Below are 26,051 nucleotides of genomic sequence, written 5' to 3'. Positions count from 1 at the left end.
GGGTTCAGACTCCTGCCTCGTCCTTGTAGGAGACCACAACCAGGTCCGCCTGGTCCTGGCGCAGGAACAGGCGCAGCCCGGAGGGGCTGGTGACGACGCACCGGTTTCGCGCGGCCATCTGGTAGCTGGGGGCCTTGCCCACGGTCTCCAGCCGCAGGATCGTGCCGGGGTGGATGTCCAGGGACTCGATGGCCCGCTTCGCCCGGCTGCCGCCGATGATCTGTTCGACCGTGAAGTCCGCGCCAGCCTGGGCGTTGGCGAACTGGCAGCGCACCTTGCCCATGCGGCCGAGGATCTTGGCGGCCATGCCCTCGGCCAGCCGGATGCGCCCGCGCCCAGTGACCAGGGCGGTGAACTCCATGGGCGGCAGGACCCGGATCAACTCGATGGGGTCGTCGTCTTCAAGGCCGAGGGCGGCCATGCCCTCGCGCAAGGCGTCTCCGCCGTTGACGCACTCCACGTGTCCTTTCTCGCTGGGCCGCATCTCCACCAACGGGAGCATGCGTCCGTCATCGAGGTGGGCCAGCACCTTGCCGCCCATGCCGCTGCCGAGGACGACTTCGCCCTTGGGGCCGCGCAGGCGCACTGTGGTCAGGGCCACGTCCTCGTCCAGGCGGGTGATGACGCCGCCCACGAACAGCCCCATGCGGACCATGCGCGAGGCGAGGTCGCCGTCGCCGATGCGCGAGATGGTCAGAGGGACGCCCGCCGGGGCGTGTGTCAGGCTGGAATACATCAACACTCCTTTCCGGAAACCGTTCCGGACTCGATCATCTGGGCCAGTTTCGGTTTTTTGCGGGCTGCTGCGGCTGCGTACCCGAGGATGCCCACGGTGGAGGCGTTGTGCAGGAAGGCCGACGCCACCGGGGTCAGCCTGCCCGCAGCCGCGGCCAGAAGCACGGCAGAGTTGATGGCGACGGCCGCCCCGAAAGTCCGCCTGAGAACCCGGTGGACATTTATCGCCACATCGCGGGCCACGGCCAGGATGCGCAGGTCGTCTTCCAGCAGGACCACTTGGGCCGATTCCCGGGCCAGGTCCGCGCCGCCGGGCATGCAGATGCCCACCTCGGCCGAGACCAGGGCGGGCGCGTCGTTCACGCCGTCCCCGGCAAAGGCGAGGACATGTCCGGCCATCTGAAGTTCCCTGACTAGGCTCGCCTTGTCCTCCGGCTTGAGTTCCCAGTGGACCTCGTCGATGCAGCCCAGCTCGTTCGCGATGGCCCTGGCGGTGTCCTGGTGGTCGCCGGTGAGCATGACGATTTTGGTAATGCCGCGTTCTTTGAGCATGGCCATGGCCTCGGCGGCCTCCGGCCGAAGCTCGTCGCGCAGGGCGATGATTCCGAGGAGTTCCCCGGAACGGGCCACATAGAGGATGGATTTGCCTTCGCCGCGCAGCCGGCGGGCCAGCAGGCGGACAGGGGAGCAATCCACGCCTTCGTCGTCCTCCAGGAAATGCCTGCTGCCCACCAGCACGCGTTTGCCGTCCACGTGGGCCGACACGCCGTGCGCCACGATGAAGTCGACCTGGCTGATGGGCGGGAAGGGGAGGCCGCGCGTCCGGGCTTCGGACACCACGGCGCGGGCCACGGGGTGGGCGTAGTGCTCCTCCGCTCCGGCGGCCAGGGCGAGCAGTTCTTCCGGCCCCAGCCCGTTCAGTGGCTCGACGTCGGTCACCATGAGGTCGCCTCGGGTCAGGGTGCCGGTTTTGTCGAAGACCAGGGTGTCGATGCGCGCCAGGTTGTCCAGGGCCTGCGCGCCCTTGAGGAGAACGCCGCAATGCCCGGCCGTGTGCATGCCGGTCTTGACGGCCACGGGCGAGGCCAGTTTGATGGCGCAGGAGTAGTCCACGGTCAGGACCGAAGCCGCGCGGCTGACGTCGCGGGTCAGGGCGAACAGGCCCAGGCCGAGGCCGAAGGTCACCGGCACCAGTTTGTCGGCCAACTCGTCGGATTTCTTCTGGGAGGCGGACTGGGTGCGCAGAGAGTTTTCCAGGAACCGGCCGATGCGGGCCATGGACGTCTCGCCGCCCACGTTGCGGGCCGCTATCTTGATGCGCCCGTCCTCGACCACGGCCCCGGAGAGAACATCGTCACCCTCCGACACGTGCACGGGCAGCGATTCTCCGGTGATGGAACTCTGGTTCAGGGCCGCGTCCCCATCGACGACCACTCCGTCCACGGGCACCAGTTCGCCGGAACCGCAGAGGACCAGGTCGCCTACCATCAAATCGCCGAACGGAATGCGTATCTCAAGGGCCTCTCGTTCCACGGAAACCGTTTCCACCTGGGGCTTGAGCAGACTTTTGAGCAAATCGTCTGATTTGCGTTCGGTCCAGTCTTCCAGGAACGAGCCCAATCCGAGCAGGGCCACGATGGCGTTGGCCGTGAAGTAGTCCTGCCGGAGCAGGGAGAAGCCCACGGCCGAGGCATCGAGCACCTCCAGCTTGACGCCGTCGTAGAGCAGGGTGTGCAGCCCCTTGAGGATGGTCGGCAGGCCGAGCAGCCAGCTCAGGGGGGCTTTGGCCTGCCACGGCAGGAATGGCGTCAGCGCGGCGGCCGTGCCCTGGCCGGCGACCACTGCGGGGGACATCGGGTCGCCCCGCATGCCCCCGGACAGATACGCCTCCGTGGGAATGTTTTCCAGGAGGTTGAGTATCCGCGTTCTGTTTTTCGGGTCCGCATCGTAGTCGATGACTATGGATGAGCCCCACTTGTTGGTGCGCACGGAATCCACGCCGGGAAGCGATCCGGCCAGGGCCTCCAGATACTTGAGATCGAGGGCGGGATCGAAGAGCCTCCGGCTTCGCAGCCGAAGCCGTCCGGGGACTTCGTGGACGATGGTGAACGGGTGTCGTCTTGCCGTGGTTGCGGTCATTCTCCTACGCTCCGCCGCCGGATTTCTTGTTGTACAGCGAGTAGTGCCAATAGGAAAACCCGACCAGGGCGAACCCGGACCACATGTGGACCTTCTTCAGGGTCGGGGTGTGGTTGGTTTCCATCAACCCGGTGGCCACCAGGACGCCCAGGGATGCGGCCATGGCCGCCTTGGCGACTGTCCGCTGGGTCCGGGTGTCCATGGCTGGCAGCAAAGGGGGCTTTGCGGTGTTGGTGTCGGCCATGGCGCTAGTCCTGTTGGCTCAGTTCCGCCTTGGCGTCCTGGACCTGTTCCTTGAGTTCCTCGACGCCGCCCTGCAGGGCGGCCCACACCTTGACGGCACCCGAAACCACAGCCTTCTGGACCGTGGGATTGGTGGCCACCAGGGCCACGCCCGCGCCCAGGGCCAGGCCCTTGAGGTAGTCCGACGAAGTGAAATTGAACCAGGAGGTCATCGCGCCGGTCTGGCTGGTTGAAGGTGCCGTAACGGGGTTCATGCCTGCGGCCTGGGCATTGGCGGCGCCGTATTGATTGGCGTCCTGGTAATAGTAGGACGGCTGCTGCGGATTTTTCATGTAGGCTCCCTCCTGGGAGGATGCGCCGGGCTGCGGTTGGTTCACGTAGTAATCGCTCATGGTCTGCTCCTTTCGAGGGGGTTATGCCTTGTCGGTTTCGGTTTTTGGCGTGGATTTCCCTGTCTTGGCCTTGGCCGTCTTGGACGAAGTGGTCTTTTTGGGGGCGGCCTTCTTGGTGGCGGCCTTTTTCGCGGGAGACTTCTTTGCGGCGGTTTTCCTAGCCGCGGCTTTTTTCCCGGTGTCCGCCTTGACAGCGGATGCAGCGGTCTGGCTCTGAGCCGGACCGGCCAACGCCGGTTCAGGCTTCTTCCCCTGAAGCAGGGAGTCCATGGCGTACTTGCTTCCGGTTGCCAGGGCCGCGATGCCCAGGGTGGACAGGAACGGGCCGAGGCTGAGCGCGCCGACCACGGCGGTGGCCGCGCCCACGGCGACGGCCGTGGAACCGGCTTCACGGGCGATGCTCGCGCCCACTTCCTGACCGGTGGCCCGGCCCGCCTTGACTTCGCGCATACCCTTGGCCGCTGCGGCGGTACCGCCGATAACGGCGCCGAACAAGGCCGCGCCCATCGCCGTGCCGAGGACGGGTACGTATTTGGTTTTCGTGTTGATTTTGTTGGTCATGTGTTTGTCCTTCCTTGTTCTCCGGGGCTACTCGCCGCCCACCGTGACTTGTTCTCCATCCGGATCCTTGTCGCCGAACATGGCGCCCACCGAGCCGACGAGCCCGCCGAGCGCGCCCTTGACCGCGTCGTTGTTGAGCAGGACCGCAGCCGCTGCGCCCACCAACGCCCCCTTCCAGAAATCACCGCTGTTCTCGGCGAAAAGGCCGATGAGCGAGGAGGGATCGGCTTCGCCGTTCATGACGTCGCTGACGGTGGAATACATCTTGCCGAGCCGCTGCTGGTCGAACTTGGGTTGCGCGCCTTCCGGCGTTCCCTGTCCGAACATGCCTGCCTGCTCTGCCTGTGCCGCCTGTTGCGCCTGTGCCGCCTGATACGCCGCCTGCTGAGCGGCTTCGCCCAGAGGTTGTTGCGTCTGGCCACCCACGGGCTGGCCCGGGTCGCCCTGCGGGACCTGCACCTGGACGAAGCCGAGTCCCGGCTGGAATTGGTAGTAGCCGTCCGGCTGTGGTTGGGACTGCTGGCCGGGATTGCCCTGGTTCTGTTCGAACTGGGGAGTTCCTTGGGGAAGATTCATGTAATCCATGCGGTTTTCTCCTCTATTTGGTGTCATGATTCCAGGATCGCCTTGAACTCGGCGGCCAGTTCGCTGAACCGCGCCTCGTCCTTCGTGATCAGAGCCTCATGCAGTTTTTCCGGTTGGACCACTTGCGGGTCGTATTCGATGATGACGTTGCGCGTGAACATGTTGACCTTGGTCTGGCGAATCCATGAAGGCTGCGTACGGCCTTCCTTTTCCTCTTTGAGCGCCTGGGCGCGCGGGTCGGCCAGAAGCTTGAGGGAGAATTTGATGCGGATGCGGCCGGGAACGTGGTGTTGAATGCTCAGGTAGCGGCGCAGTCCCATGAGGGTGTTGAAATCCATGGTCGGGTCCTATGCGTGCGGGCTGTCGTTCAGGGGGGCCGTCTCGATGGCGGGGGGCTCGTAGCGCATCAGTCGGGCCGAGTTCGCCAGCACCCCGAGGGAGTGGACGATGTGCAGCAGGCCCGCCATGACCGGGGAAAGCAGACCCGTGGCTCCAAGGGCCACGCCGAACAGGTTGGAACCGGTGGCTATCCAGAAATTCTGGTTGACCACTTTGAGCGTGGCCCGGCTCAGCGACTGGACATAGACCAGTCCGCCGAGGTCGTCGTCGACCAGGGCGATGTCGGCGGCCTCGATGGCCACTTCGCTGCCGCCCGCGCCCATGGCTACGCCCACGTCGGCATGGGCCAGGGCCAGGGCGTCGTTGACCCCGTCGCCGACCATCATGACCGAAGCGCCGTCGCGTTGCAGCGTGTCCACGATATCGGCCTTGTCTTCCGGCATGACCGAGGCGTGGACCGTGGCGATGCCCAGCCGACGGGCCAGGTCGGCCGCGGTGTTCGGTTCGTCGCCGGTGATGAGCACGATGTCGTCGGCTCCGCCCCTGCGCAGTCGGCGAACCACCTCCCGCCCCTCGGGGCGGATCATGTTGTCGAAGGCCAGCAGACCGAGCACTTTCTTGTCCTCGGCCAGGAAGAGTACGGTCCTGCCCTGGCGGCGCAGGGGGGCCGCCTTGCGGCGGGCGGGTTCCACGTTCACCCCGTGCATTTCCATGAGCTTGGAATTGCCGACCAGTATCTCGCTGCCGCCGACCTCGGCGCGCATGCCCATGCCCAGGAAGTATTCGCAGACCGTATGGGCCTCGGCTTCCATCCCCCGCCTGTCGGCTTCGGCCTTGACGGCCTGGGCCAGCGGGTGATGGTTGTGCATCTCCACGGACACGGCCCGGCCCAGGATGTACTCCTCGGTGGCGTCGGGCAGCGGAACGATGCGGGCCAGGACCGGCTCATTGGTGGTCAGGGTGCCGGTCTTGTCGAAGCAAATGGTGTCTGTGGTTCCGATTTCTTCAAGGTACCTGCCGCCCTTGATGAGGATGTTTCGACGGGCTGCCGCGTTCAGGGCGGCGGACACGGCGGTGGACGCCGCCAGCACCGTGGCGCAGGGGCAGGCCATGACCAGCATGACCGTAAACGCCCGCCACAACGAGCCGGTGAGCAGCAGGGTGCCGCCGGTGACGACGAAACCGATTTTGACCAGGTTGGCGGCCAGGCGGTCGGCCACGCCCTCGATGGGGGCGCGGTTCTCCAGTGAATCCTCGACCATCCTGAGAATCCGGGCGAGATAGGTGCGGTCGCCGACTTCCTGGGCCTCTACGTAGATGACGCCCTGGCGGACAAAGGTTCCGGCCATCACCCGGTCGCCCGCCTGACGGGCAACGAAGTCGGACCTCCCGGTGATCGGCGCTTCGTCCATGAGCGCGCCGCCGTCCACGATCTCGCCGTCCACGCAGACCTTTTCGCTGGTGTGCAGGACGACCACGTCGCCGGGAACCAGGTCGGAGACCTCCTTCTCCACTTCAATGCCGTCCACCAGCACGAAGGTGTGGTGCGAAGAGACGGAAAGAATGCGGCTGATGGATTTGCGCGAGCGTTCGGTGATCCACGCCTTGATCAGTTCGGCTCCGGAGTTGATCCAGAGCACCTCGAAGGCGGTCAGGGCCTCGCCCGCAGCCACGGCGGCCACGCAGCTCACGCCCAGGAATGCTTCGAGGGTGAACCTTTTGGAGCGGATCTGCTCCCATGCCTGTTTGAACAGGGGCAGGGAGAATCCCACCGCGATCAGTCCCAGCGGGCTGAAGGCGGTCTGGGTCACGGAGAAGCCGAAAAGGAGCGAGCGCACGCCCACCACACCCATAACCGTGCTGATGACGGCGAATCGTCTGAACGCTCCCTTGACCGGATTGCAGCCGGTGCGGGTAGCCTGGCAGGCCCGGCATTCGCAGAGCGGGGAGGCGCAGTCCGGCACCCCGGCCATAGGCAGTTCGCGCAGGGCTGGGGTGATCCCCAGGACTTCGCGGAGGGCGTCCAAGATCCGGAGCGGCAGCGTTTCGTCGGGCGTGAACGAGACCACCAGGCTCGCGCACTTGAGGTTCGGCCTGACCGTCTCGATGAAATCGAGCCGGAGCAGGCTGTCCGTCATTTGCCGGGCCAGGTCCTGGTTGCGTCGTAGTCCGTTGATCCTGTAGCGGATACGGCCGGGGATGGCGTGGCGTATTTCGATTGTTTCGGTCATGGCTGTACCAGTGGGTTATGCGTAGCGTCTGAAATACACAAATCATGATTCTGATAACGAATATCTGCGCCGGGCTGTTGGAGACATTCTTTTCACAATTAACGGTTCCACTTATGAATCAGCCGTATCGAACCGCCGTGCCTTCTGCTTGATATTGAAAGTTACTATCAATGTCACGAAAAAATAGTGGATTGATCTCCGACTCGCCGCGCTCCGGGACAAGGGGGATGCGAGTGAGCCTTGAGCCGTGGTTGGCCTTGCCCCACAGCCGAACAGGGACCTGACGGGAATAGGGGCGAGCGAAAGGGAGGCCCTGGCGGCAACAGATTTTGTCGCACAGTGAGCGCGTGTTTTTCTTGGCGTTCATAATGAGGCTTCAATGTCCCGGGTACAGCTTGAAAGTCTGAAAAACCAGGCGGAAGGCTGTGTTCGAGTCGATGACAGGGGCGCCAAGGGGGGGAACGCGGTGTATCGGGTAGGTGCAATGCGAACGTCTTGTGGTTGACGGGCAAAAGATATGGGCAATCGGAGATCGTCCGTTCGTGTTTTCTCTGACGAGGCGGGAAAAGGTTTGCAAAGCCCGGCAAGAGTATATATCAAAATATCTTGATATATGGATTTGGCAAGAAACGGAAAGCGGTGAGAAGCCGCTGCGGACGCGCCGCTGTAACCGGCAATACCCGTTGATGACCACCGGATTCGGGAAGGGATTCAACATGATGGGGCCGGAAGCCAGAAGACGTCTTGCCGGAGCGCGAACGGACTCGCGAGCGGGCTGGTGTTGCAGAGCAAAGAGGACGGCATGATGTCGTTTCGGCTCATCGCCCGTTGCCGGGATGCGCTCCTTGTCTTTCACTCTCAACCATGGAGTAGACATGCACGCGCACGTTTTGGGTTTTCCCCGCATGGGGGCAAACAGGGAACTGAAATGGGCCCTGGAACAATTCTGGCGGGGCGAGATCGGGGAGACCGAACTGGTCGCCACCGCCGACGGGCTCAGGGATCGTCACTGGGCCATCCAGGCCGATGCCGGGCTCGACCTCGTCCCGGTCGGCGACTTTTCCCTGTACGACCACGTCCTCGACACTGTGGCCATGCTGGGCGCGGTCCCGCCGCGTTTCGGCTGGTCCGGAGGCGAAATCGATTTGACCACGTATTTCAACATGGCAAGGGGCAATGCCGAAAAGGGCATCCCGGCCATGGAAATGACCAAGTGGTTCGACACCAACTACCACTACATCGTCCCGGAGCTGGCCCCTGACACGACCTTTGCCAAGACCGGCTCAAGGCTGTTCGACGCCGTCGAGTCTGCCCGCAAACTGGGGCATTCCCCCAAACCGGTTCTGGTCGGCCCTATCACCTTCCTCATGCTGGCCAAGGAAACCGGCGGTTGCAACCGGTGGGCTCACCTCGACGGGCTGGTTGAGGCCTATTGCCGGATCATCGCCGAACTCGACGGGACCTGCACCTGGATTCAGTTGGACGAGCCGATCCTGTGCACCGATCTTTCGGAGGAGGCGAAGCGGGCGTTTGGCGCGGCCTACTCCCGCCTCAGGGCGGCCGCCGTCAGTTCGCGCCTGCTGCTAGCCACGTATTTTGGCACCCTGGGTGACAACCTCGATCTGGCCTTGTCCCTGCCGGTGAACGGGATGCACGTGGACCTGGTCCGGGGGCCCGGCCAACTCGGTGAGATCCTCGACAAGCTGCCGTCGCATCTGACCCTCTCCCTGGGGCTGGTGGACGGACGCAACGTCTGGAAGACCGAGTTGGAGACCGCCCTGCGAAAAGTGAACGCAGCCTGCCAGCGGACAAAGCCTGCTCAGATCATGATCGGTTCGAGCTGCTCTTTGCTCCATTCCCCCATGGACGTTGAAGGCGAGACCGCGCTGGACCCGGAACTGAAGCAGTGGATGGCCTTCGCCGTACAGAAGTGCGCGGAGATCGCGGTCCTGAAGCAGGCTTCCTCTACCGGCGACAAGCCCGACCTGTTCATCGAGAACAAGGCCTCCCTGTTGGCCCGGGGGGCGCACCGCGACGTGAGGGACGCGCGGGTGCGGGAACGCGCGGTAGCGGTCACGCCTGACATGTATGATCGCGCCTCGCCCTTTGCCGAGCGGGCCGCCGTGCAGCGGGGCCTGCTCGATCTCCCGCTGTTCCCGACCACGACCATTGGGTCCTATCCCCAGACCGCCGAGATCCGGAAACAGCGGTTGCAGTTCAAGAAGGGCGAGATGTCCGAGGCGGACTACGTCAAGGCCATGCAGGGCCACATCGCCGAAGTGGTCGCGCGCCAGGAGGCGTTGGGGTTGGACGTGCTGGTTCACGGTGAGCCGGAGCGCAACGACATGGTCGAATACTTCGGCCAGCAGCTCAACGGGTTCTGCTTCACGCAGAACGGCTGGGTCCAGAGCTACGGCAGCCGATGCGTGAAGCCGCCGATCATTTACGGCGACGTGTCCCGCCCCGAGAAGATGACCGTGGATTGGGCGCTGTACGCCCAGTCCCTCACGGATAAGCCCATGAAGGGCATGCTCACCGGGCCGGTGACCATCCTCTGCTGGAGCTTCGTGCGCAACGATCTTTCCCGAGACATTGTCTGTCGCCAGATCGCCCTGGCCATGCGCGACGAGGTCTTGGACCTGGAGTCGGCGGGCATAAAGATTATCCAGATCGACGAGGCCGCTCTCCGTGAGGGCATGCCGATCCGTAAGGCGGACCAGGCGACGTACCTGCGCTGGGCCGTGGACTGCTTCCGGCTGACCGCGGCCGGAGTGCGGGACGAGACCCAGATCCATTCCCACATGTGCTACAGCGAATTCAACGCCATCATGGGGGCCATTGCCGAGATGGACGCGGACGTCATCAGCATTGAGGCGAGCCGCAGCAACATGGAGCTGCTCGACGCCTTCAACCAGTACGACTATCCGGCGGAGATCGGCCCCGGCGTCTACGACATCCACAGCCCGCGCGTGCCGGACGAGGAGGAGATCTACTCGCTCCTGCACAAGGCGCTCGCGGTCATCCCCGCTGAACGGCTCTGGGTTAACCCGGACTGCGGCCTCAAGACCCGCGCCTGGCCCGAAACTATCGCCTCGCTCGGTAACATGGTCCGGGCGGCCGAAAGGCTGCGCCGGGAACGCGCCTGATCCGAAACGATTTACCGGGGCGGGCCTCAAGGCCCGCCCCGTAACAAAGTATATTTAATGAAAATCATGGCCCACCTGACCTGCGTCGGGGCGGAAAGGCTGGGCCCCGCCGATCATCTGGACCGACTGCGGGACGCGGGCATAGACAATATTCTGACCCTGCGCGGCGACATGGCGGACCGGGACCCGGCGGATATCTGGCGGGGCTTTCACTACGCCTCGGATCTGGTGGAATTCGTAAGGGAAGGGGAGCCAATATGGGCGTGGCCACTGCCTGCTATCCCGACGCCCACCCGGAATCCCCGTCCATCGACGACGGCCTTTGCTGGACCTGCCACAAGTTCAACGCGGACTCGGACTTCGCTCCAGCGTTTGGCGGCGATCCTGTCCGCTTTGTATCGTTCAGGGGCTTCGGAAAGCAGGATTTGAGCTTGGGTTCCTGTGGCTATGAAGTCTCAGGTTCAGGCGGCAGAACGGTTTTTTCAAATGCGGAATCGCCTTCGGCACGGTGGCTGATGATGCGATAGTAGATAATAAGTGTCTTGATGCATTCGTGCGCGAACTCGCCGGGCAGGGGAGCGAATCCGGTGGACCGAAAGCCCCGTCTTCAGCCGCCATGAGTATGCAATTCCGCATAGTGGCATAGTCCTTGGATACCATCAGATCCTTGAGCCGGCCGATCCCCTTTGCGGTGTATCCCGGCACATACTGCGTGTGGGGGCTGGGCGTGGCGAGGTTGTTGCTGGCAATGTGTTCATTTCCCTTCAGGAAGCGCTTGAGCCAGTCATTCATGAACATTTTCACCTGATCGAAATCATCCATGGGGAGTTCACCGTTCCTCATCTTGGTCAGTATTTGGGTCTTGCCTCGGCCAAGTAGCCGGTCTGGAAAGACATCCAGACTTCGGAGCGGCCCAACGAGTCCCGCAGGTCATGCGGGATGACGTGGCGAAAGTACTGGATTGAGCCTGCGGTAAAGGTGGTTCGGGGAACGCGCGATTTGCGGCGGAAGTGGGTTCACTTATTTGGACCAATTAGCGGCAAAACTGAGGTGGACAGGTGCATGGGCTCTGTGGCTTTTAGAGTCCATAGCCGGTCCTTCCGCCATCTCTTGAGTCGGAGTCGAAACCGTCATCCCTCTCGTCGTCGCCTGAGCGGATGACGACACAAGCAAAGTCGTCGGGGCAAGGCCGGATCGCGAAGCGTCCGCCCGAAGGGCTTGGTTTCCCTGACGGCTGTTTGCGTCATGCTCGTGAAAAAAACGGCGGGGGGACAGAAACCCTGCCGCCGGAGCTTGCGTGGCGGTTGTCCGCAGCGTCTTCACTGCAATTATTCTGTCAGGCGGTTGCGCTTGGGCTTCAGGGCGGGCGTGCCATCGAATTAATAGGAGAATCCGTAAACTGGGCGGGTGCGGTGGTGATGGGGGAGAAACGTGGAAAATACATTCCGGTACGTTTTAGCGGTAGGCTACGAACGTAGCTACGAGAAATGTATGCTCGGTACGGTCCCGACGGCTGGAATGCCGTGGCGGTGGAGGGGCTGCCGACAAGCTCCGGGACCGGCTTAAGTCCGGCATCCTGCCTAAGGGCGCTTCGAGGGGGGCGTCGGCCCGGAGGCGTTATGATCGCCCATCGGCTATGGCGTATTTGCGCAGATCCTTCATCCCCGGCAAATCCAGTTTGCTGATCATGCGGGTAAAGTACGATTCCACCGTGCGGATGCTGATATTGAGTGATTCAGCGATTTCGGCATTGGTTTCCCCTTTCGCCAGCAAGGCGAGTATTTGCCTTTCCCGCTCGCTGAGCGCGTGCTGGGGCTGGGTAAAAAAGGAAGATTCGAGGTTGAGCGAGACCAGGGGGCTGATATACTGCCTACTCGCGAAGATATGATCCACGGCTTCAAGCAATACAGACATGGGCTCGCGCTTGGAGACATACCCGCTTGCCCCCGCCTGCAAGGCTCTTCGCAAAGTCGCCGCGTCCTCGTGCATGGAGTAGATGAGGACCGGAACGTCCCTCTCCACCAGCGGCGCGATAAGATCCAGGCCGCTCTCTCCGCACAGGCTCAAATCCACCACGACCAGGTCCGGCTCGAAAGTGGCCAGGGCTTCCTCGGTCTTTTCCAGGCTGGTTGCCGTGCCCACCTCATGGTTGTTCCGCATGAAAATGGTCTGCAGCGCATCAAGAATGGAGGGGTGGTCATCCACCAGGAAAATACGCATCCCCCGAACCGGTGTAGGAATCATGGTTTTATCTCATTATATTAAATGGATGTTGGTATCACAAGGGGTGTTGTCCAGCAGACCCGTTCAGCCTCTCCGCGCGGCTTCAGTCAAGAAATCGCGCACCCCTCGCCCGGCACAGGGAATGACCCGGTCCGCTGTTGGAACGTTGGTGAAGGGCAGGGGACGAAAAGGCATTGATGCGCTTCGTCAACTCTCGACACGGACTGTTTAAACAGAACCGGCTTGAGCAGTTAGCATCGAAGCATCGGGATTGCAAGGTGGCCTTGGTCGATGAATTCATGAATAAAACCGGATTGTTGTAAAAAAAGTGTACCTTGTAGGGGAATCCCCTTACAGACCTGAAACCTGTCATCGGTTATATGCAGACATTAATGTTTCGAAAAGGCTCTATCCGTTTTTATTCGAAGCCATTCAACACGTTTTGTCCTGCGCGGGTGCCACTATATGTTCAAGTTTCTCTCTATTTGTTTCAGCAGGTTGTCTGGAAATGCGTCTGTTGCGGCCCTGCTTGTCTGCTGCGTGATGTCGCTTGCCGCTCCGGCCTGGTCCGTTACTCCGGCCGAGATTGAGGCCGCCAACCGCGAGGCCCAGCGCATTCAGAACGAACAGCAGGAGCGCATGAAGCAGCAACTGCTTAAGGATTCCAATCGCGGGAAGGAAACGACGCCTCAGGCGGTACCGGAGGTCCCGGCTCCGAGCCTGCAAAAGAGCGGCATGTGCAGGGATATTCAGGAAATAGAGCTTACCGGGGTTACGCTTCTGCCGGAGAGCGTCACCAAGTCCTTGACGGCTCCCTACCTGAACAAATGCCTCTACGTGGAAGATATAGAGAAGCTCCTTAGTGAGATACTGAAGGCCTACATGGATCGCGGGTATATTGCCGTGCGGCCGTATGTGCAGGCGCAGGACCTGACCAATGGGCGGCTTGAGATCCTCATCGTCGAAGGCAAGGTCGAGCGGCTCATCCTCAAGGACGGCGACAAAAGGAGCGTGAATCTCTCCACGGCGTTTCCGTTTGTTCCGGGGAAGCCGCTCAATTTGAGGGATATCGAGCAGGGGTTGGATCAGATCAACCGTCTGCAATCCAACAGCGCCACCATGGAAATAAGCCCTGGAGCGGAAGCGGGCGCCAGCGTCGTCACCATCACCAACACCCCATCTCTGCCCCTGTTTATCTCTGGCACCCTGGACAATCTGGGCGGTCTTTCGACGGGTCGCCATCAGGGAGCCGTGACCGCAGGCGTGGACCATCCGCTATTCCTCAATGATTACCTGAACTATACGCACCGGGAAACGCTTTTCGAGGATGCGAGGTTCCGTGATTCCAATTCCGACAGCCTCTACTACTCCGTGCCGTTCGGCTATTACGGGGTCCAGCTTTTCTACAGCAACTCCAGCTACCGCTCTCCCGTAAAAACCAGCTCCAGGACCCTCGTCGCCAGAGGTACGAACGAGACCTTTCGGGGTGAACTGGATTGGGTCGCCTACCGCGATCAGAACCAGAAACTGTCCACGCTCGTCGCCCTTAATACCAAGAACTCAAGGAACTATCTCGATGGTGAGTTTTTGAAGATTTCAAGCCGCAAGCTGGCCACTCTGGATGTGGACGTCAATTGGTTTTCCCGCTTTTCCGGGTTCATCCTCAACGGCGGGCTGGGATGGAGCAAGGGACTCATGGAATTCGGCGCGCTCAGGGACCAAGGCGATGCGCCGACCTCCTCGCCGCGAGCTCAAGGAGCAAAATTCAGATATTCCGCCGGTGTGACCGTCCCTTTCGAGGTTCTGACCCAGGACCTTGTCTTCAGCAGCCAGCTTTTCGGGCAGTACGCGCTGGTGCCGTTGTATGGGTCGGAGCAATTGACGGTCGGTAGTTTCTACACCGTGCGCGGCTTCAACCGGAACAGCCTGTCAGGTGATCGCGCCCTGTACGTCCGCAACGAAATCTCCACGTCGTTGCCCCCGCTCCCGTACATCGGCGTCACGCTGAGGCCGTACATCGGCTTCGACATGGGCCGGATAGAACAATTCAAGACCACCAACGACGCCGAACTTTCGGGTGCGGCGCTCGGAATTCGTTTTGCCGGCAAATACCTGTCGGGCGAGTTGTCCGCTGCGAAGTCCATAGCCGTCCCGACCGCCATTGAGCGGGAACCGGTGCAATTCTCTGCGGCTATAACCGTGAGCTTTTAAGGAGCCTCTTATGTTTACGACGATGCGGCACGCTACAATGCGAAAAATCATGACGCGCAAGATGGGTGAACAGTGCATGGAACTCGGATTCAGATCACTGGTCTGGCTCTTGTGTCTCCTGCTCCTGTGCCCGCCTCAGATGGTCCTGGCGGCGGACCCGGTTCCCTCCGGGGCGACGAATACGACTGTCACGCCTGCAGGGAACGGCGTGCCCGTGGTCAACATCGCCGCGCCTAACAGCTCCGGCTTGTCGCATAACGCCTTCACGAGCTATAACGTCGATGCACATGGGCTGGTGCTGAATAACGGAGACATGAGCCAGGCCTATCGACGGTCCCAGCTGGCCGGGCAGGTCGCGGGCAACGCGAATCTTGCCGCTGGCCATCAGGCGCGCATCATCCTTAATGAAGTGACAGGGAACAGCCGCACCTACCTGAACGGTTTTACCGAAGTCCTGGGTGGCAAGGCCGATGTCATCATCGCCAACCCCTTCGGCATCACCAGCAGCGGCGGCGGCTTCCTCAATACGGATAAGGCCAGCCTCGTTACCGGGACGCCCGACATGACGGGCGGCGTGCTCAACGGCTTCGACGTGCGCGGCGGGGATATCCTCATTACGGGTACCGGCATCAACGCGAGCGCTCAGCAGGTTCTCAATCTCGTTTCCCGCAAGATCGCCGTTCAGGGACAGGTCAATGCGCAGACCCTGAACATGGTGGCGGGTTCGAATCATTGGAATCATGAGACCGGCGAGACCCGTGCCATCGCCTCCGATGCAGCGGAAGCAGCCCCGACTTGGGCCATTGATTCCAGCGCGTTGGGCGGCATGTATGCGAACCTCATCAACATGAAGGCCACTGAGACGGGCGTTGGCGTCCGCATGCAGGGTGAGGCTGCAGCCACGGCCCAGGATTTTGTCATTACATCCTCCGGCAAGATCGAGATCGCCAGCCGGCTTTCGGCCAAGCGTGATTTGAGCATCACCAGTACAGATGCCGGGGCTGATGCCGTAAAGGCGATTGACGCCAACCTTTCCGCCGGACACAACCTCAGCCTGACAGCCACCAACGGCGGTGCCATGCTTACTGGCGGTGGTATCAAGGCCGAGAGTGGTCTCATTTACAATCTTGGGACATTGACCGACACGGCGTCCGCTACGGCAGATATTACCGATGCCAACAAACGGTACGGCTACGCGGTCAGTCTCATCGGTTCCGCCGCATGGAATCTTGACGGTGTCTACTATGGCGCAGGTTCCGTTTTTTCCCTGCTCACCCAGAGTCTTGCTGTCGGCGCTTCCTCTCTGTCCACCCTGAATTCAGGCGGTTCCATGGGAGTGACCGCCACGGGCGGAGACCTCTTTTTCGGTAACGCCGCACTCAAGTCTACGGGCAATATGGACCTGACAGCAGCCACCGGGAGCATGACCTTCGACGCAGGAGTCAGGCAGGGCGTACAGAGCGCCGCAGGAGATATCAGCCTCTTTGCCGGCACCGATCTGATCAACGCAGGAATTATGACGGCAGACGCCGGCGATATCCTCGTGCGTGTTGACGGTGACTTCCGTAACAGCGGCTCCATGCACGCCTACGGTTTGCTTGATGTCGGAGGCAAGACGACCGCAAACAGCGGATCCGTCGACAATACGGGCAACCTGTTGAGCGGTTCTATGCACATGGGAACCGGAAAGCTGAGAGTCACCGACGGCGGTTCCATGGAAAGTACCGGGGACATGGACGTGACGGTGACGTCCGGGCTGACTGTTGGTGGAACGGGGGATTCGACTTCACGTATTTTGGCCGCCACTTCGGGGTCGGGTGCAGGTAATATCGTTGTCTCTTCTAATTTTATTAACTATGGCATGCTTTATTCCGGCTATGATCTTGATATACAGGCCCGTTTTTTCCAAAACGAGTCTACCGGAGGTATCTCTGCTGCGCATAATTTGATCGCCAGTTCGCAAGGCAGCCTAACAAACGCAGGAGCACTGTATGCCGGGAACGATCTGATAGCTTCAGCAAGCCAAACATTCAATAATGATTCCACACCGCAAACACCTCTTGCAACCATTGGTTCTGGACATGATACAACAATTACTGCTAACAGTTTTATTAATAGCAGCTACATTGATGCGGCAAATAACATTACAATTACAGCGAAAAAATTCAAGAATCAGGTCCAGAATGGCGCTATACGGTCTTACAATAATTATCAAGAGGATCGTACAAGCACATTTCTTTATAATAAGGATCATGCCGATTATTATCGTATAGTATTCTATGTATCTGAATATTTTCTTGGAGGCCCCCCTGCGTTTACACCGCATATCAATGGCGGAGGCGAAGGAACGGTAACCATTCAGGGATTTGATTCCGGTCTCAATTTAGGAAGTTCAATTTCCGGCAATAACGTAAAAATTATTGGGAATTCAGGGTCATCCTTCGACAATACCGATATAGTACTTAATAGAAAGAGAACTGAAGAGATCAAATTGGACTATGAGGACGATGATAAACCAGATCAGTATGCGAGTGAAGACGTCACGGTACTGCCAACTACTATACAAAAAGCATACATCAGGGCCGAAAATCTCTACGTTGACAATGTTTCACTGGCGAACAGCGGTTCGCCAAGCACCGGCTCTCCTGCCGCTCTGACGGCAACAGGAACGACTTTTCTCGGCTTGACGCTGAATCTGCCCACTAACCCCAATGGCATGTTCGTCACCAATAAGAGTTCAAATGCCAGTTATCTGGTAGAATCCAATCCTTTGTACGCCGATATTGATAACTTCCTGGGCAGTGAGTATCTTCTTGCGAAAAACAACTTCGATTCCGATGAAGTGCTCAAGCGTTTGGGCGATGCAGGTTATGAGACATATCTCGTAGGTCAACAGTTGGCCTCCAAGACAGGTGGCAATCTCCTCCCGGAATATTCCAACGAAAAAGAGCAGATGCAAGGTCTCATGGATAGCGCTGCCAATCAGGCGGGAACGCTCGGTCTGAAAATGGGCACGAAGCTGAGTGCGTATCAGCAATCTTTACTCACGGAAGACATGCTCTGGATGGTGGAGACCGTTGTCGATGGTCAGAAAGTGCTGGCGCCGGTGGTCTATCTGGCGGCTTCGACCAAACAGATGTTCGCCTCGAGCGACGGGACAAATATCTCCGCAACGACTGCCAATCTCAACCTGAAGTCACTGACCAACACGGGCGGCTCCATTTCAGCCAACACGTTGAACGTCACCACGAAAGGTGACATCACCAATACCAGCGGCACCATTTCAGGCGACGATGTGGCCCTGTCCTCCACTGACGGCAGCATCCTCAACAAGACCTTGGTCATGCACCCCGGCTCGACGACCATGGGTAAAACGGGGAGCATCGTTTCCACCGGAGATCTGAAACTCGATGCGGCAAAGAATATTACAAACTTGGGGGCCAATATTGCCGCTGAGGGCAATGCCGATCTGACCGCGGGCAATAGCGTGGTTCTGGATACCATGCAGCGGGGGGCAGCAGCGCATACGCATTCCAAAAACACCGATACCACGTACACCAGAACGAAACAGATAGGCTCCACGCTTTCCAGCGGAGGCAATTTGACGGTGACGGCCAAGAAGGACATCACCGTGGCCGGTTCCTCCATCAAGGCTGGCGGCAACGCGGATCTGGACGCCGGGGAAGATATCAATATCCTGGCTCGTAACAACAGCAAGGGAGTGGCTACTACTAAGACCAAATCAGGTCTTTTTGTCTCTGGCGGCTTGTATGGTAAGGAAACGAAAACTACGGAGCGCCAGCAGACCAAGGCCGTTGGTTCGACCGTTTCTACCGGCAACGACATGAACCTGTCCGCCGAAAAAACGGCCACGCTTCAGGGCGCCAAGCTGAACGCCAAAGGCGATGTTACTATTGCCGGGACGGATCTAAATGTTCTGGAAGCTCGCGATACGGCGAGCACGAAGACACACATTGAAAAGATCAGTATTCTTTCTTTCTCCGGTGGAGACGGTGATACGAAATCCTCATCAACGGACGCTTCGGTCGACACTTCGGGAAAAGTCCAGGCGAGTGCCTCGACATCAGCCACCAATGATGCCGGCGGGATCGATTTGCTGAAAACCACGACCACGGATTCGTTAGATAAATCTACGACTGCCGTGGCGTCTCAGATTAACGCAAACAAAAATCTCACCCTCACGGGCAAGAGCGACGTCACGCTGCGGGGTGCAGAGGTGACAACCGGCGGGGACGCCAATCTCTCCGGCGAAAACGTGAATATCCTTGCGGCACAAGACACCCACGTTGCTACCAGCAAAACCACTACGGTCAAGGTTGGTCTTTACGCGAGCACGACCAATTCGGCCGATGCCGAGGCGACGGCCGGAGCCAGCGCAAATGCCAAAACCGGAAGCGCCAACGCCGGTGCTAATGCTACGGCAACCGCCAACGCGAACTCCAGCACGAGTATCGACCTTCTCCGTACCAAGACCACGACGGACACGACGACCGATATTGTCAATAAGGGAACAACGCTCGCCAGCGGCGGCAATCTTACGATCAATTCCAAAAAGGATCTCGTCGTGCAGGGCTCCGACCTGAGCGGTGAGACAGGCGTGGATATTACGGCAAAGGATATGTCTTTCCTGGCCGCAGAGGATAGCCATACGAGCACCTCTTCGACGACCAAAACGAGCTCCGGTCTGTATATTGACGGCAAAGCAAGCGCCAAGGCTCAAACCTCTGCCTCGGCCAATGCTGGTCTCGGCGCCAATGCGGGAGTGAGTGCTTCGGGAAGCGTCAAGGCCGAATTGTCCGTTGGGGTACAACAAAAGGTTTCAAAGACCACGAGTGCTGAAGGGAGCACCACCGCCCGGGTGTCTTCCATTACTTCCGGCTCCGGGTCCATTGCCCGTACCGCAGAGAACGGCATCACCGATGTCGGCACCGCCATCGAAGCGGGCGGCGATTTCAGCCAGACAGCCAAGACTTACGACAGCCGGGCTGCGGCCAATACCAGCTACAAGACAAGCACAAGCACATCCGATACCGCCAAAATAGGCGTATATGCCAAGGCCGATGCGGGCGTCACGGCCAGCGCAGGAGTCGGTCTAGATGCGGGCGGGGCAGAAGCGGGCGCTGGAGCTAAAGCGACAGCCAAGGTTGGCGCAGGCATCAAGGCCAGCTACAGCAGAGACGACAACAAGAGTGCGTCCGCATCCAGCGAGGCTGTTGTTTCCACCATCAAGACCGGCGGAAAGATTACGAGCGTGACTTCCGGAAAGACCACCTTGGAAGGAACGCAGCTCAGCGGGGGCCAAGGAGTGGCACTTGAAGCGGGTTCCCTGGATTTCAAGGCTGCGGAGAATACTGAAACCTCGTCCTCATCCGACAGTAACGTCAATGCTGCCATGAGTGCAGGCCTCACGCGAGGCTCGGGTAAGGGGTTTGAGGCAAGCGTCTCCGGCGGCACGAGCAAAACGGACACAAGTGCAAACTCCACCACCGCCGTTGCCGGCGGCATCAGTTCCGGCGGCAACATTACTATTAAAACAAAAGGCGATACCCGCTTGGAAGGGACCAATCTTTCCTCCACAGGCGACACAGCCATTGATGCCGGTGGCAGTATTGCCTTCGACGCCGCCAAAGACACTGCGAGCTCCAGCACAACCTCGTATGACGCCAGCGCGTCTGTTAATGTAGGAGATTCCGCAGGTGGAGGATCGGGAAAGTCGAACGTGGACGCCAAGGTTGCGGGTGGCTATAGCAAGGAAACCGCCTCTTCCGTAACCGCCACCGCAGGCAGCATCGCAACTGGAGGCAACCTGACTTTGAACGCAGGCAAAGCCGTCACGCTGGAAGGCACCAATATGGCGGCCGGCGGTGATGCGACCATCAGCGGTGCGGAAGGTGTCGCCATTAATGCAGCCCACAGTACCTCCGAGAGCAAATCCACAAGTGTCCGTGCGGGATTGGGCGTCGGGACGTCAAAATCCTCGAACGCTCAGGGAACCTCCGATGGCAAATCCGTTGATGTCACTGCGGAGGTGGGTCATAGCAAGGCCGAGGAATCCACGGCAGCGGCTGGAAGCCTTTCTTCCGGCGGCAACCTCGTCATAAACAGCGGTAAGGACGTCAACCTTGAAGGTACCGATCTGGCCGCAGGGAATAAAGCCAGTATCAATGCCGGGGGCGATGTGAACTTCGAGGCGGCTGAAAGCACCTCCAAGTCCTCGGCCGTTGGCGTTGCGCTTTCCACTTCTGCATCAAAAACAAATAAAACCACTAAAACGACACCGCAGACACCTGCGGCCAAGACCGGAACCGGCGGCACGCAAGGTTCTGACGGAAGCGCGCAGAGCAACGAGGACTTGGCGACCTGGCAGGATAAGCATGGTACCGTGATGCAGCAACTCAAGGCCAAGCAGGCTGTAAGCGGCACAGGCGCGGACAAAGGGCAAGCCACGACGCCGCCGGTTGCGTCGCCGAACGCGCAGGCTGACGGTGCAACCGTTTCCACTGCGGTAACGGAAGAAGCAGCTACGGCCGGTATTCAGTTCCGAAAGAAGAACCAGACGGTTCAGCAGGCAGGCAGCGTTTCTGCGGGAGCCGGTGGAATTGAGATCAATGCTTCGGGCGGTGACGTGAACCTGGTGGGAACCAATATGACCAGCTCGGGCGATGTCGGTATTGCGGCTAAGGACGATGTGAATATTACCGCCACGAAGAATACAGAATCCGGTTTCGGCATAACGATAGCCGGTTCCGTCAACAAGAAAATCGAAAAGCCGATCCCGGCCAAGTCGTCTCAAACGACGGCGAAGACGACGGATGCGGCTAAAACCGGCACGTCGACCAAGACGACGGATGCGGCCAAGACCGGCACGGCGGGCAAGACGGCGACGCCTTCGAACGCCACGCAGTCCACGCAGGCCGGTGCGTCGACCAAGACGAAGGCTGCGGTCAAGACCGGGACGGCGGGCAAGACGGCGACGCCTTCGAACGCCACGCAGTCCACGCAGGCCGGTGCGTCGACCAAGACGAAGGCTGCGGTCAAGACCGGGACGGCGGGCAAGACGACGACGCCTGCGAACGCCACGCAGTCCAAGCAGGCCGGAGCGTCGACCAAGACGACGGATGCGGCCAAGACCGGGACGGCGGGCAAGACGACGACGCCTTCGAACGCCACGCAGTCCAAGCAGGCCGGTGCGTCGACCAAGCCGAAGGATGCGGTCAAGTCCGGGACGGCGGGCAAGACGGCGACGCCGTCGAGCGCCACGCAGTCCAAGCAGGGCGGTGCGTCGACCAAGCCGAAGGATGCGGTCAAGTCCGGGACGGCGGGCAAGACGGCGACGCCGTCGAGCGCCACGCAGTCCAAGCAGGGCGGTGCGTCGACCAAGCCGAAGGATGCGGTCAAGTCCGGGACGGCGGGCAAGACGGCGACGCCGTCGAGCGCCACGCAGTCCAAGCAGGGCGGTGCGTCGACCAAGCCGAAGGATGCGGTCAAGTCCGGGACGGCGGGCAAGACGGCGACGCCGTCGAGCGCCACGCAGTCCAAGCAGGCCGGTGCGTCGACCAAGACGAAGGATGCGGTCAAGACCGGGACGGCGGGCAAGACGGCGACGCCTTCGAACGCCACGCAGTCCAAGCAGGCCGGTGCGTCGACCAAGACGACGGATGCGGTCAAGACCGGCACGGCAGACCAACTGACCGGCGACGGTCTGTCGATCGGTACGGCCGGGGCCAAGTCTGTGACTTCGAGCGAATGGAAGGTGGAGAACGGGGTGTTCAAATCCACAGCCGAGGATACGGACAATACTTCGAGCGGTTACGTCGGCATAGGCGGTGGAAGCAGTACCCGGAATGAGGGGGCGACCATTAATGCCGATGGCGCCTTGAACATCACTGCCGGTGGCAAGACGACGCTGGTCAACACGGACGTCGAGGCCGCTTCCGGAGAGAATATCGATGCCGCTGGCGGCATCGAACGGAGAACCGTGGAGGACACGACGCTCTTGAATGTCGACAGCAACTCCGGCCCGGCAGCAGTGAACGAGGGCGTCAGCACGGTCCCGGTATATGACCAATCCAACGCAGGCGCAGCGACGACGCCCGGAGCGGCTCCGGCGACAGGGGTTGTCCCGCCGTTATCCATGAAGAACGTGCAAAATGGGGGTGCCGTTCCCCCTCGTCCGTAAAAAAGGCGCGCGGCGGAGTGGGCCGAACCCGCTGTCCTGCGGATTCGTCGGTCCTCTCCGCCCGCCTGTGGCGAAGGCTTGGAAGTGCTTGCTTCCAAGCCTTCTTATTTTTGGTCGAGCGCTGCGGCCACGACGCAGGGGGCGATGCAGGTCACTTTGGTGCCATGGCCCGATTCGTCCTCGATCCGCAGGTCCGCCTGGATCATGCCCGCACGGTGGGCCATGATGCTGAGTCCCAGTCCGCCCTTGGAGCGTGTTTGCCGCGCGGCCTCATCCCGGCCGATGCCGTCATCGCGGACTATGAGTGCGATCCCGCCTTGTTCGGGGCAGCGCAGCTGCATGCGGATCGCGCCCGCTCGGGCGTGTTTGACCGCGTTGGACAATGCCTCCTGGGCGATGCGGTAGAGGGTGGTCACATTGGGGTTGGTACACTGGGTGCAATGGCAGTCGTTTTCAAAGGTCACGGCAATGCCGGTGTCCCGGGCGATTGTGCGCGCCAAGTCCTCCAGCGAGGGACCGGGCGTCGCTGGATCATGCTCCACGGGCCAGAGCCCGCGCGAGGTGCGGTAGGCATCGTTGGAGGCTTCTTCGAGCATGGCCGTCAGGCTGGCCATGGCTTTGCCTTCCTGGGTGCCGGAAAGCTGATCGGTCAGGATGGATGCGTGCAGCCGCGCTCCGACGAGCTGCTGACATAGGCCGTCATGTAGCTCGACGCTGAAGCGACGGCGTTCCTCCTCGCTAATGTTGACGATTGCGCGCTCCAGCCGGTTTCGTTTCTCGATTTCGGCTAACAGCGAGGCGTTCTTGCGCTCCAGTTCCCCGGAGAGCTTTTCCTCGGCCTCCATGGCGTGAGTGAACCGCTTGGCCAGCGCCAGCGACTGGGTGACGACAAGAAAGAGCATGCCCGGTTCGAGGAGATACACGCTGTTGATGATTTTGGCGTGGGCCAGAGTGTCGTTCAGGCTGGTGAGCAGGAAGACCACGGACCCCGTGAGCAGCAGTCCCGCGCCGTTGCGCCCCCGCCACACGCAGACCATGAGACGTTGGACGTAGTAGATGCCGTAGAGTGCGCTCGCCAGCATGGCGAGGGCGATGTATTGGGAGATGTTGTAGTCCGGGGCGAACGGGAGAAGGATGACGAAGATCGCCAATCGGATATCGACAATGTGCTGGACTATCGTGTGGATTTCCTGCGGGTAGAGGGATTTGAAGAATCTGTAGAGAAATGGGCCAAGGGCGAGATAGCAAAATAGCGGGAAATATTCCGCGAGGGCCGGGGGCAGCGGCGGGAGGAACAGGTTTGCGGCCCATAACGAGGTGTTCGAAGTGGTGCAGTAGCCCAACATGAGCAGGCAGTATATCCCGAAGTAGAGGGCCGACGGCAGCTTTCGGTTCTTGTAATAGAGAAAGAGGTGGTACACGGCCGCGATCATCAGGCAGCCTGCGAAAAGGAAGGATATGGCCCGGTGCCGGTTTTGAGCCCTTTGCAGCGGGCCGGGGGGGGCGATCTCTATGCTGTCGAGCACGCCGCCTTGGCGGAAATGGTGGTTGGAGACCTGAAGCACCAGCTCCAGGTCGCTTCCCTTGGGTTCGATCTCGGCCAGCACCAGTGAACGGCGGGGGATTTCTGTTTCCGCGTCCGTTCCCACCGTGCCGCTTTGCGCGACGAGCTCGCCGTCGGCCCACAGCTTGTAAGCCATGGTGATGTCGAACAGACGCAGCTCCAGCCGCCGGGCGTGTTGCCAGAGCTTGATACGCAGGCGGAAGGTGGCTTGGCCGGTGCCGTCCAGCTTTTTNAGCTCCAGCCGCCGGGCGTGTTGCCAGAGCTTGATACGCAGGCGGAAGGTGGCCTGGCCGGTGCCGTCCAGCTTTTTGCCGTCAAGGCGGAAGCCCTGCCATGTCCCCGGAAAGGCGAGGTAGCCAGTCGTACCGGGAGCATCTCCGTTCGGTGCGAAGTCGTTCGGACTCAGCAGGCGGTCCCAGTAGAATTCCCACTGGCCGTCCAAGGCGGCCGGGCCGAGGGCGGCCGGGTCATAGGTACTCAGGTCGAGAACCCCGCTCTCGGCCTGGGGCGTGGGGCGCACCGAAAGCACGCACGCGGCCAGGATGAGCAGCGCGGCAATGATCAGGAAGGCTGCCGCGGGACGGGGGCCGGGGCGGAGGTTCGGTTTGAAGCGGTTCATTCACAATCCCATGTAGGGGGAAAAGGGGCCAGCCTTGTTCGGGCAACAGTATGGCGACCATACAAGGGACACTGAGCCTTATCAATAAACTTTCGTAAGGGAATTGGATTAATGAAGAAAATATGTGACGCCTTTAAACCGGAAAGACCTCGACAACCTCATGCCCGATCATATGAGGGGCGAATGGCTGTACCGCCTTGGACTATGCTGCCGGGAAACACGGCCTGACCGGCAAGGATGCCAGGGCACCCTGCACGGCCTCCGACACGAATGGTTCCACCAGGTGTGCGTGAGCCAGACCGGCGTCGAACCGCCGAATGGCACGAGAGCTTGAAGGTATTCCAGGCGGATGCCCTGGATGCGGACCTGGTCGATGCGGTCGGAAGCTCATCCTGGAAAAATGACACTTGCGGGTGGCACGTGAAAAGGAAAAGGCGCTTACGCGCATGGCGTAAGGTCTTTTCCTTGGCGTCCCCAAGGGGATTTGAACCCCTGTTAACGGCGTGAAAGTTCATTTCCCTTCAGGAAACGCTTGAGCCAGTCAGTCATGAACACTTTTATCTGGTCGAAATCATCCATGGGGAGTTCACCGTTCCTCATCTTGGTCAGTATTTGGGTCTTGCCTCGGCCAAGTAGCCGGTCTGGAGAGACATCCTGACTTCGGAGCGGTCCAACGAGTCCCGCAGGTCATGCGGGATGACGTGGTGAAAGTAATGGATTGAGCCTGCGGTAAAGGTGGTTCGGGGAGCGTGCGATTTGCGGCATGTGACGTCTCCGGCGGCAGACGATTCCGTGTACTTTGACCCATCATTTTGACCCCTCGGGGTCAAATCACGCCGAAAAGAAGACAATCACGTAACTTG

Annotated in this window: 17 protein-coding genes and 1 riboswitch; of the genes, 4 read left to right on the top strand and 13 right to left on the bottom strand. The window is 60.5% G+C overall.

Features of this window, described 5'->3' with window-relative positions; all coding sequences use genetic code 11:
- Nucleotides 1-4: 4 nt before the first annotated feature.
- From J0909_RS14330 to J0909_RS14295, 8 genes are read right to left on the bottom strand one after another with little or no spacing between them, the layout of a single operon-like run.
- Nucleotides 5-736 (bottom strand): FeoA family protein, encoded by a 732-nt coding sequence (locus J0909_RS14330; protein ID WP_207263876.1) that lies wholly within the window; start codon nucleotides 734-736, stop codon nucleotides 5-7.
- The gene (locus J0909_RS14325) at nucleotides 736-2,874 is read right to left on the bottom strand and encodes a heavy metal translocating P-type ATPase (RefSeq protein WP_207263874.1); all 2,139 of its coding nucleotides are present in this window, start codon (nucleotides 2,872-2,874) and stop codon (nucleotides 736-738) included. Before J0909_RS14325 ends, J0909_RS14330 begins: the two co-directional genes overlap by 1 nt.
- A gap of 4 nt (nucleotides 2,875-2,878) precedes the next feature.
- Complete coding sequence (locus J0909_RS14320; RefSeq protein WP_207263872.1) at nucleotides 2,879-3,118, bottom strand: hypothetical protein; 240 nt, start codon at nucleotides 3,116-3,118, stop codon at nucleotides 2,879-2,881.
- Nucleotides 3,119-3,122: 4 nt separating this feature from the next.
- Nucleotides 3,123-3,509, bottom strand: a complete 387-nt coding sequence (locus J0909_RS14315) for a YtxH domain-containing protein (RefSeq protein WP_207263870.1) — start codon at nucleotides 3,507-3,509, stop codon at nucleotides 3,123-3,125.
- 21 nt (nucleotides 3,510-3,530) lie between these two features.
- Entirely contained in the window at nucleotides 3,531-4,070 is a 540-nt protein-coding gene (locus tag J0909_RS14310) for a magnetosome protein MamC family protein (RefSeq protein ID WP_207263869.1), read from the bottom strand.
- A 27-nt stretch (nucleotides 4,071-4,097) separates the two neighbouring features.
- Entirely contained in the window at nucleotides 4,098-4,682 is a 585-nt protein-coding gene (locus J0909_RS14305) for a hypothetical protein (protein WP_207263868.1), read from the bottom strand.
- A complete protein-coding gene (locus J0909_RS14300; protein ID WP_207263867.1) occupies nucleotides 4,679-4,993 on the bottom strand; it encodes a hypothetical protein in 315 nt (104 codons plus the stop codon). The genes J0909_RS14305 and J0909_RS14300 overlap by 4 nt, the downstream gene beginning before the upstream one ends.
- Nucleotides 4,994-5,002: 9 nt before the next feature.
- A complete protein-coding gene (locus J0909_RS14295; protein WP_207263866.1) occupies nucleotides 5,003-7,225 on the bottom strand; it encodes a heavy metal translocating P-type ATPase in 2,223 nt (740 codons plus the stop codon).
- 572 nt (nucleotides 7,226-7,797) lie between these two features.
- A riboswitch (cobalamin riboswitch) is annotated at nucleotides 7,798-7,983 on the top strand.
- Between the two features lie 117 nt (nucleotides 7,984-8,100).
- On the opposite strand from J0909_RS14295, the gene metE reads away from it, so the two are divergent.
- Both metE and J0909_RS18590 read left to right on the top strand, forming a co-directional pair.
- On the top strand, nucleotides 8,101-10,371 hold the full coding sequence (gene metE / locus J0909_RS14290) for a 5-methyltetrahydropteroyltriglutamate--homocysteine S-methyltransferase (RefSeq protein WP_207263865.1): 2,271 nt from the start codon (nucleotides 8,101-8,103) through the stop codon (nucleotides 10,369-10,371).
- 57 nt (nucleotides 10,372-10,428) lie between these two features.
- Entirely contained in the window at nucleotides 10,429-10,800 is a 372-nt protein-coding gene (locus J0909_RS18590) for a methylenetetrahydrofolate reductase (RefSeq protein WP_207263864.1), read from the top strand.
- Here the strand turns inward: J0909_RS18590 and J0909_RS14280 are convergent.
- The 3 genes from J0909_RS14280 to J0909_RS14275 all read right to left on the bottom strand — a co-directional run bounded on the left by J0909_RS14280 (nucleotide 10,774) and on the right by J0909_RS14275 (nucleotide 12,615).
- On the bottom strand, nucleotides 10,774-11,193 hold the full coding sequence (locus tag J0909_RS14280) for a hypothetical protein (protein ID WP_207263862.1): 420 nt from the start codon (nucleotides 11,191-11,193) through the stop codon (nucleotides 10,774-10,776). The two genes, J0909_RS18590 and J0909_RS14280, sit on opposite strands and share 27 nt — an antisense overlap.
- A gap of 26 nt (nucleotides 11,194-11,219) precedes the next feature.
- On the bottom strand, nucleotides 11,220-11,333 hold the full coding sequence (locus tag J0909_RS18585) for a DUF6538 domain-containing protein (RefSeq protein WP_353616783.1): 114 nt from the start codon (nucleotides 11,331-11,333) through the stop codon (nucleotides 11,220-11,222).
- Nucleotides 11,334-11,988: 655 nt separating this feature from the next.
- A complete protein-coding gene (locus tag J0909_RS14275) occupies nucleotides 11,989-12,615 on the bottom strand; it encodes a response regulator (RefSeq protein ID WP_207263860.1) in 627 nt (208 codons plus the stop codon).
- 444 nt (nucleotides 12,616-13,059) lie between these two features.
- On the opposite strand from J0909_RS14275, the gene J0909_RS14270 reads away from it, so the two are divergent.
- Both J0909_RS14270 and J0909_RS14265 read left to right on the top strand, forming a co-directional pair.
- A complete protein-coding gene (locus tag J0909_RS14270) occupies nucleotides 13,060-14,805 on the top strand; it encodes a ShlB/FhaC/HecB family hemolysin secretion/activation protein (protein ID WP_207263858.1) in 1,746 nt (581 codons plus the stop codon).
- Nucleotides 14,806-14,815: 10 nt separating this feature from the next.
- Nucleotides 14,816-23,005, top strand: a complete 8,190-nt coding sequence (locus J0909_RS14265) for a hemagglutinin repeat-containing protein (RefSeq protein ID WP_207263856.1) — start codon at nucleotides 14,816-14,818, stop codon at nucleotides 23,003-23,005.
- A 104-nt stretch (nucleotides 23,006-23,109) separates the two neighbouring features.
- On the opposite strand, the gene J0909_RS14260 is transcribed toward J0909_RS14265, so the two are convergent.
- Together J0909_RS14260 and J0909_RS18580 are read right to left on the bottom strand one after the other, a co-directional pair.
- Nucleotides 23,110-24,705, bottom strand: coding sequence for a sensor histidine kinase (locus tag J0909_RS14260; protein WP_502757446.1), 1,596 nt, complete (start codon nucleotides 24,703-24,705; stop codon nucleotides 23,110-23,112).
- 1,088 nt (nucleotides 24,706-25,793) lie between these two features.
- The gene (locus J0909_RS18580) at nucleotides 25,794-26,018 is read right to left on the bottom strand and encodes a DUF6538 domain-containing protein (protein ID WP_353616782.1); all 225 of its coding nucleotides are present in this window, start codon (nucleotides 26,016-26,018) and stop codon (nucleotides 25,794-25,796) included.
- Nucleotides 26,019-26,051: the final 33 nt, after the last annotated feature.

This window comes from Desulfovibrio sp. Huiquan2017 (assembly GCF_017351175.1).
GTDB lineage: Bacteria > Desulfobacterota > Desulfovibrionia > Desulfovibrionales > Desulfovibrionaceae > Pseudodesulfovibrio.
Note: the sequence above shows the minus strand (reverse complement) of the source record. Positions and strands in the feature narration are given on the sequence as shown.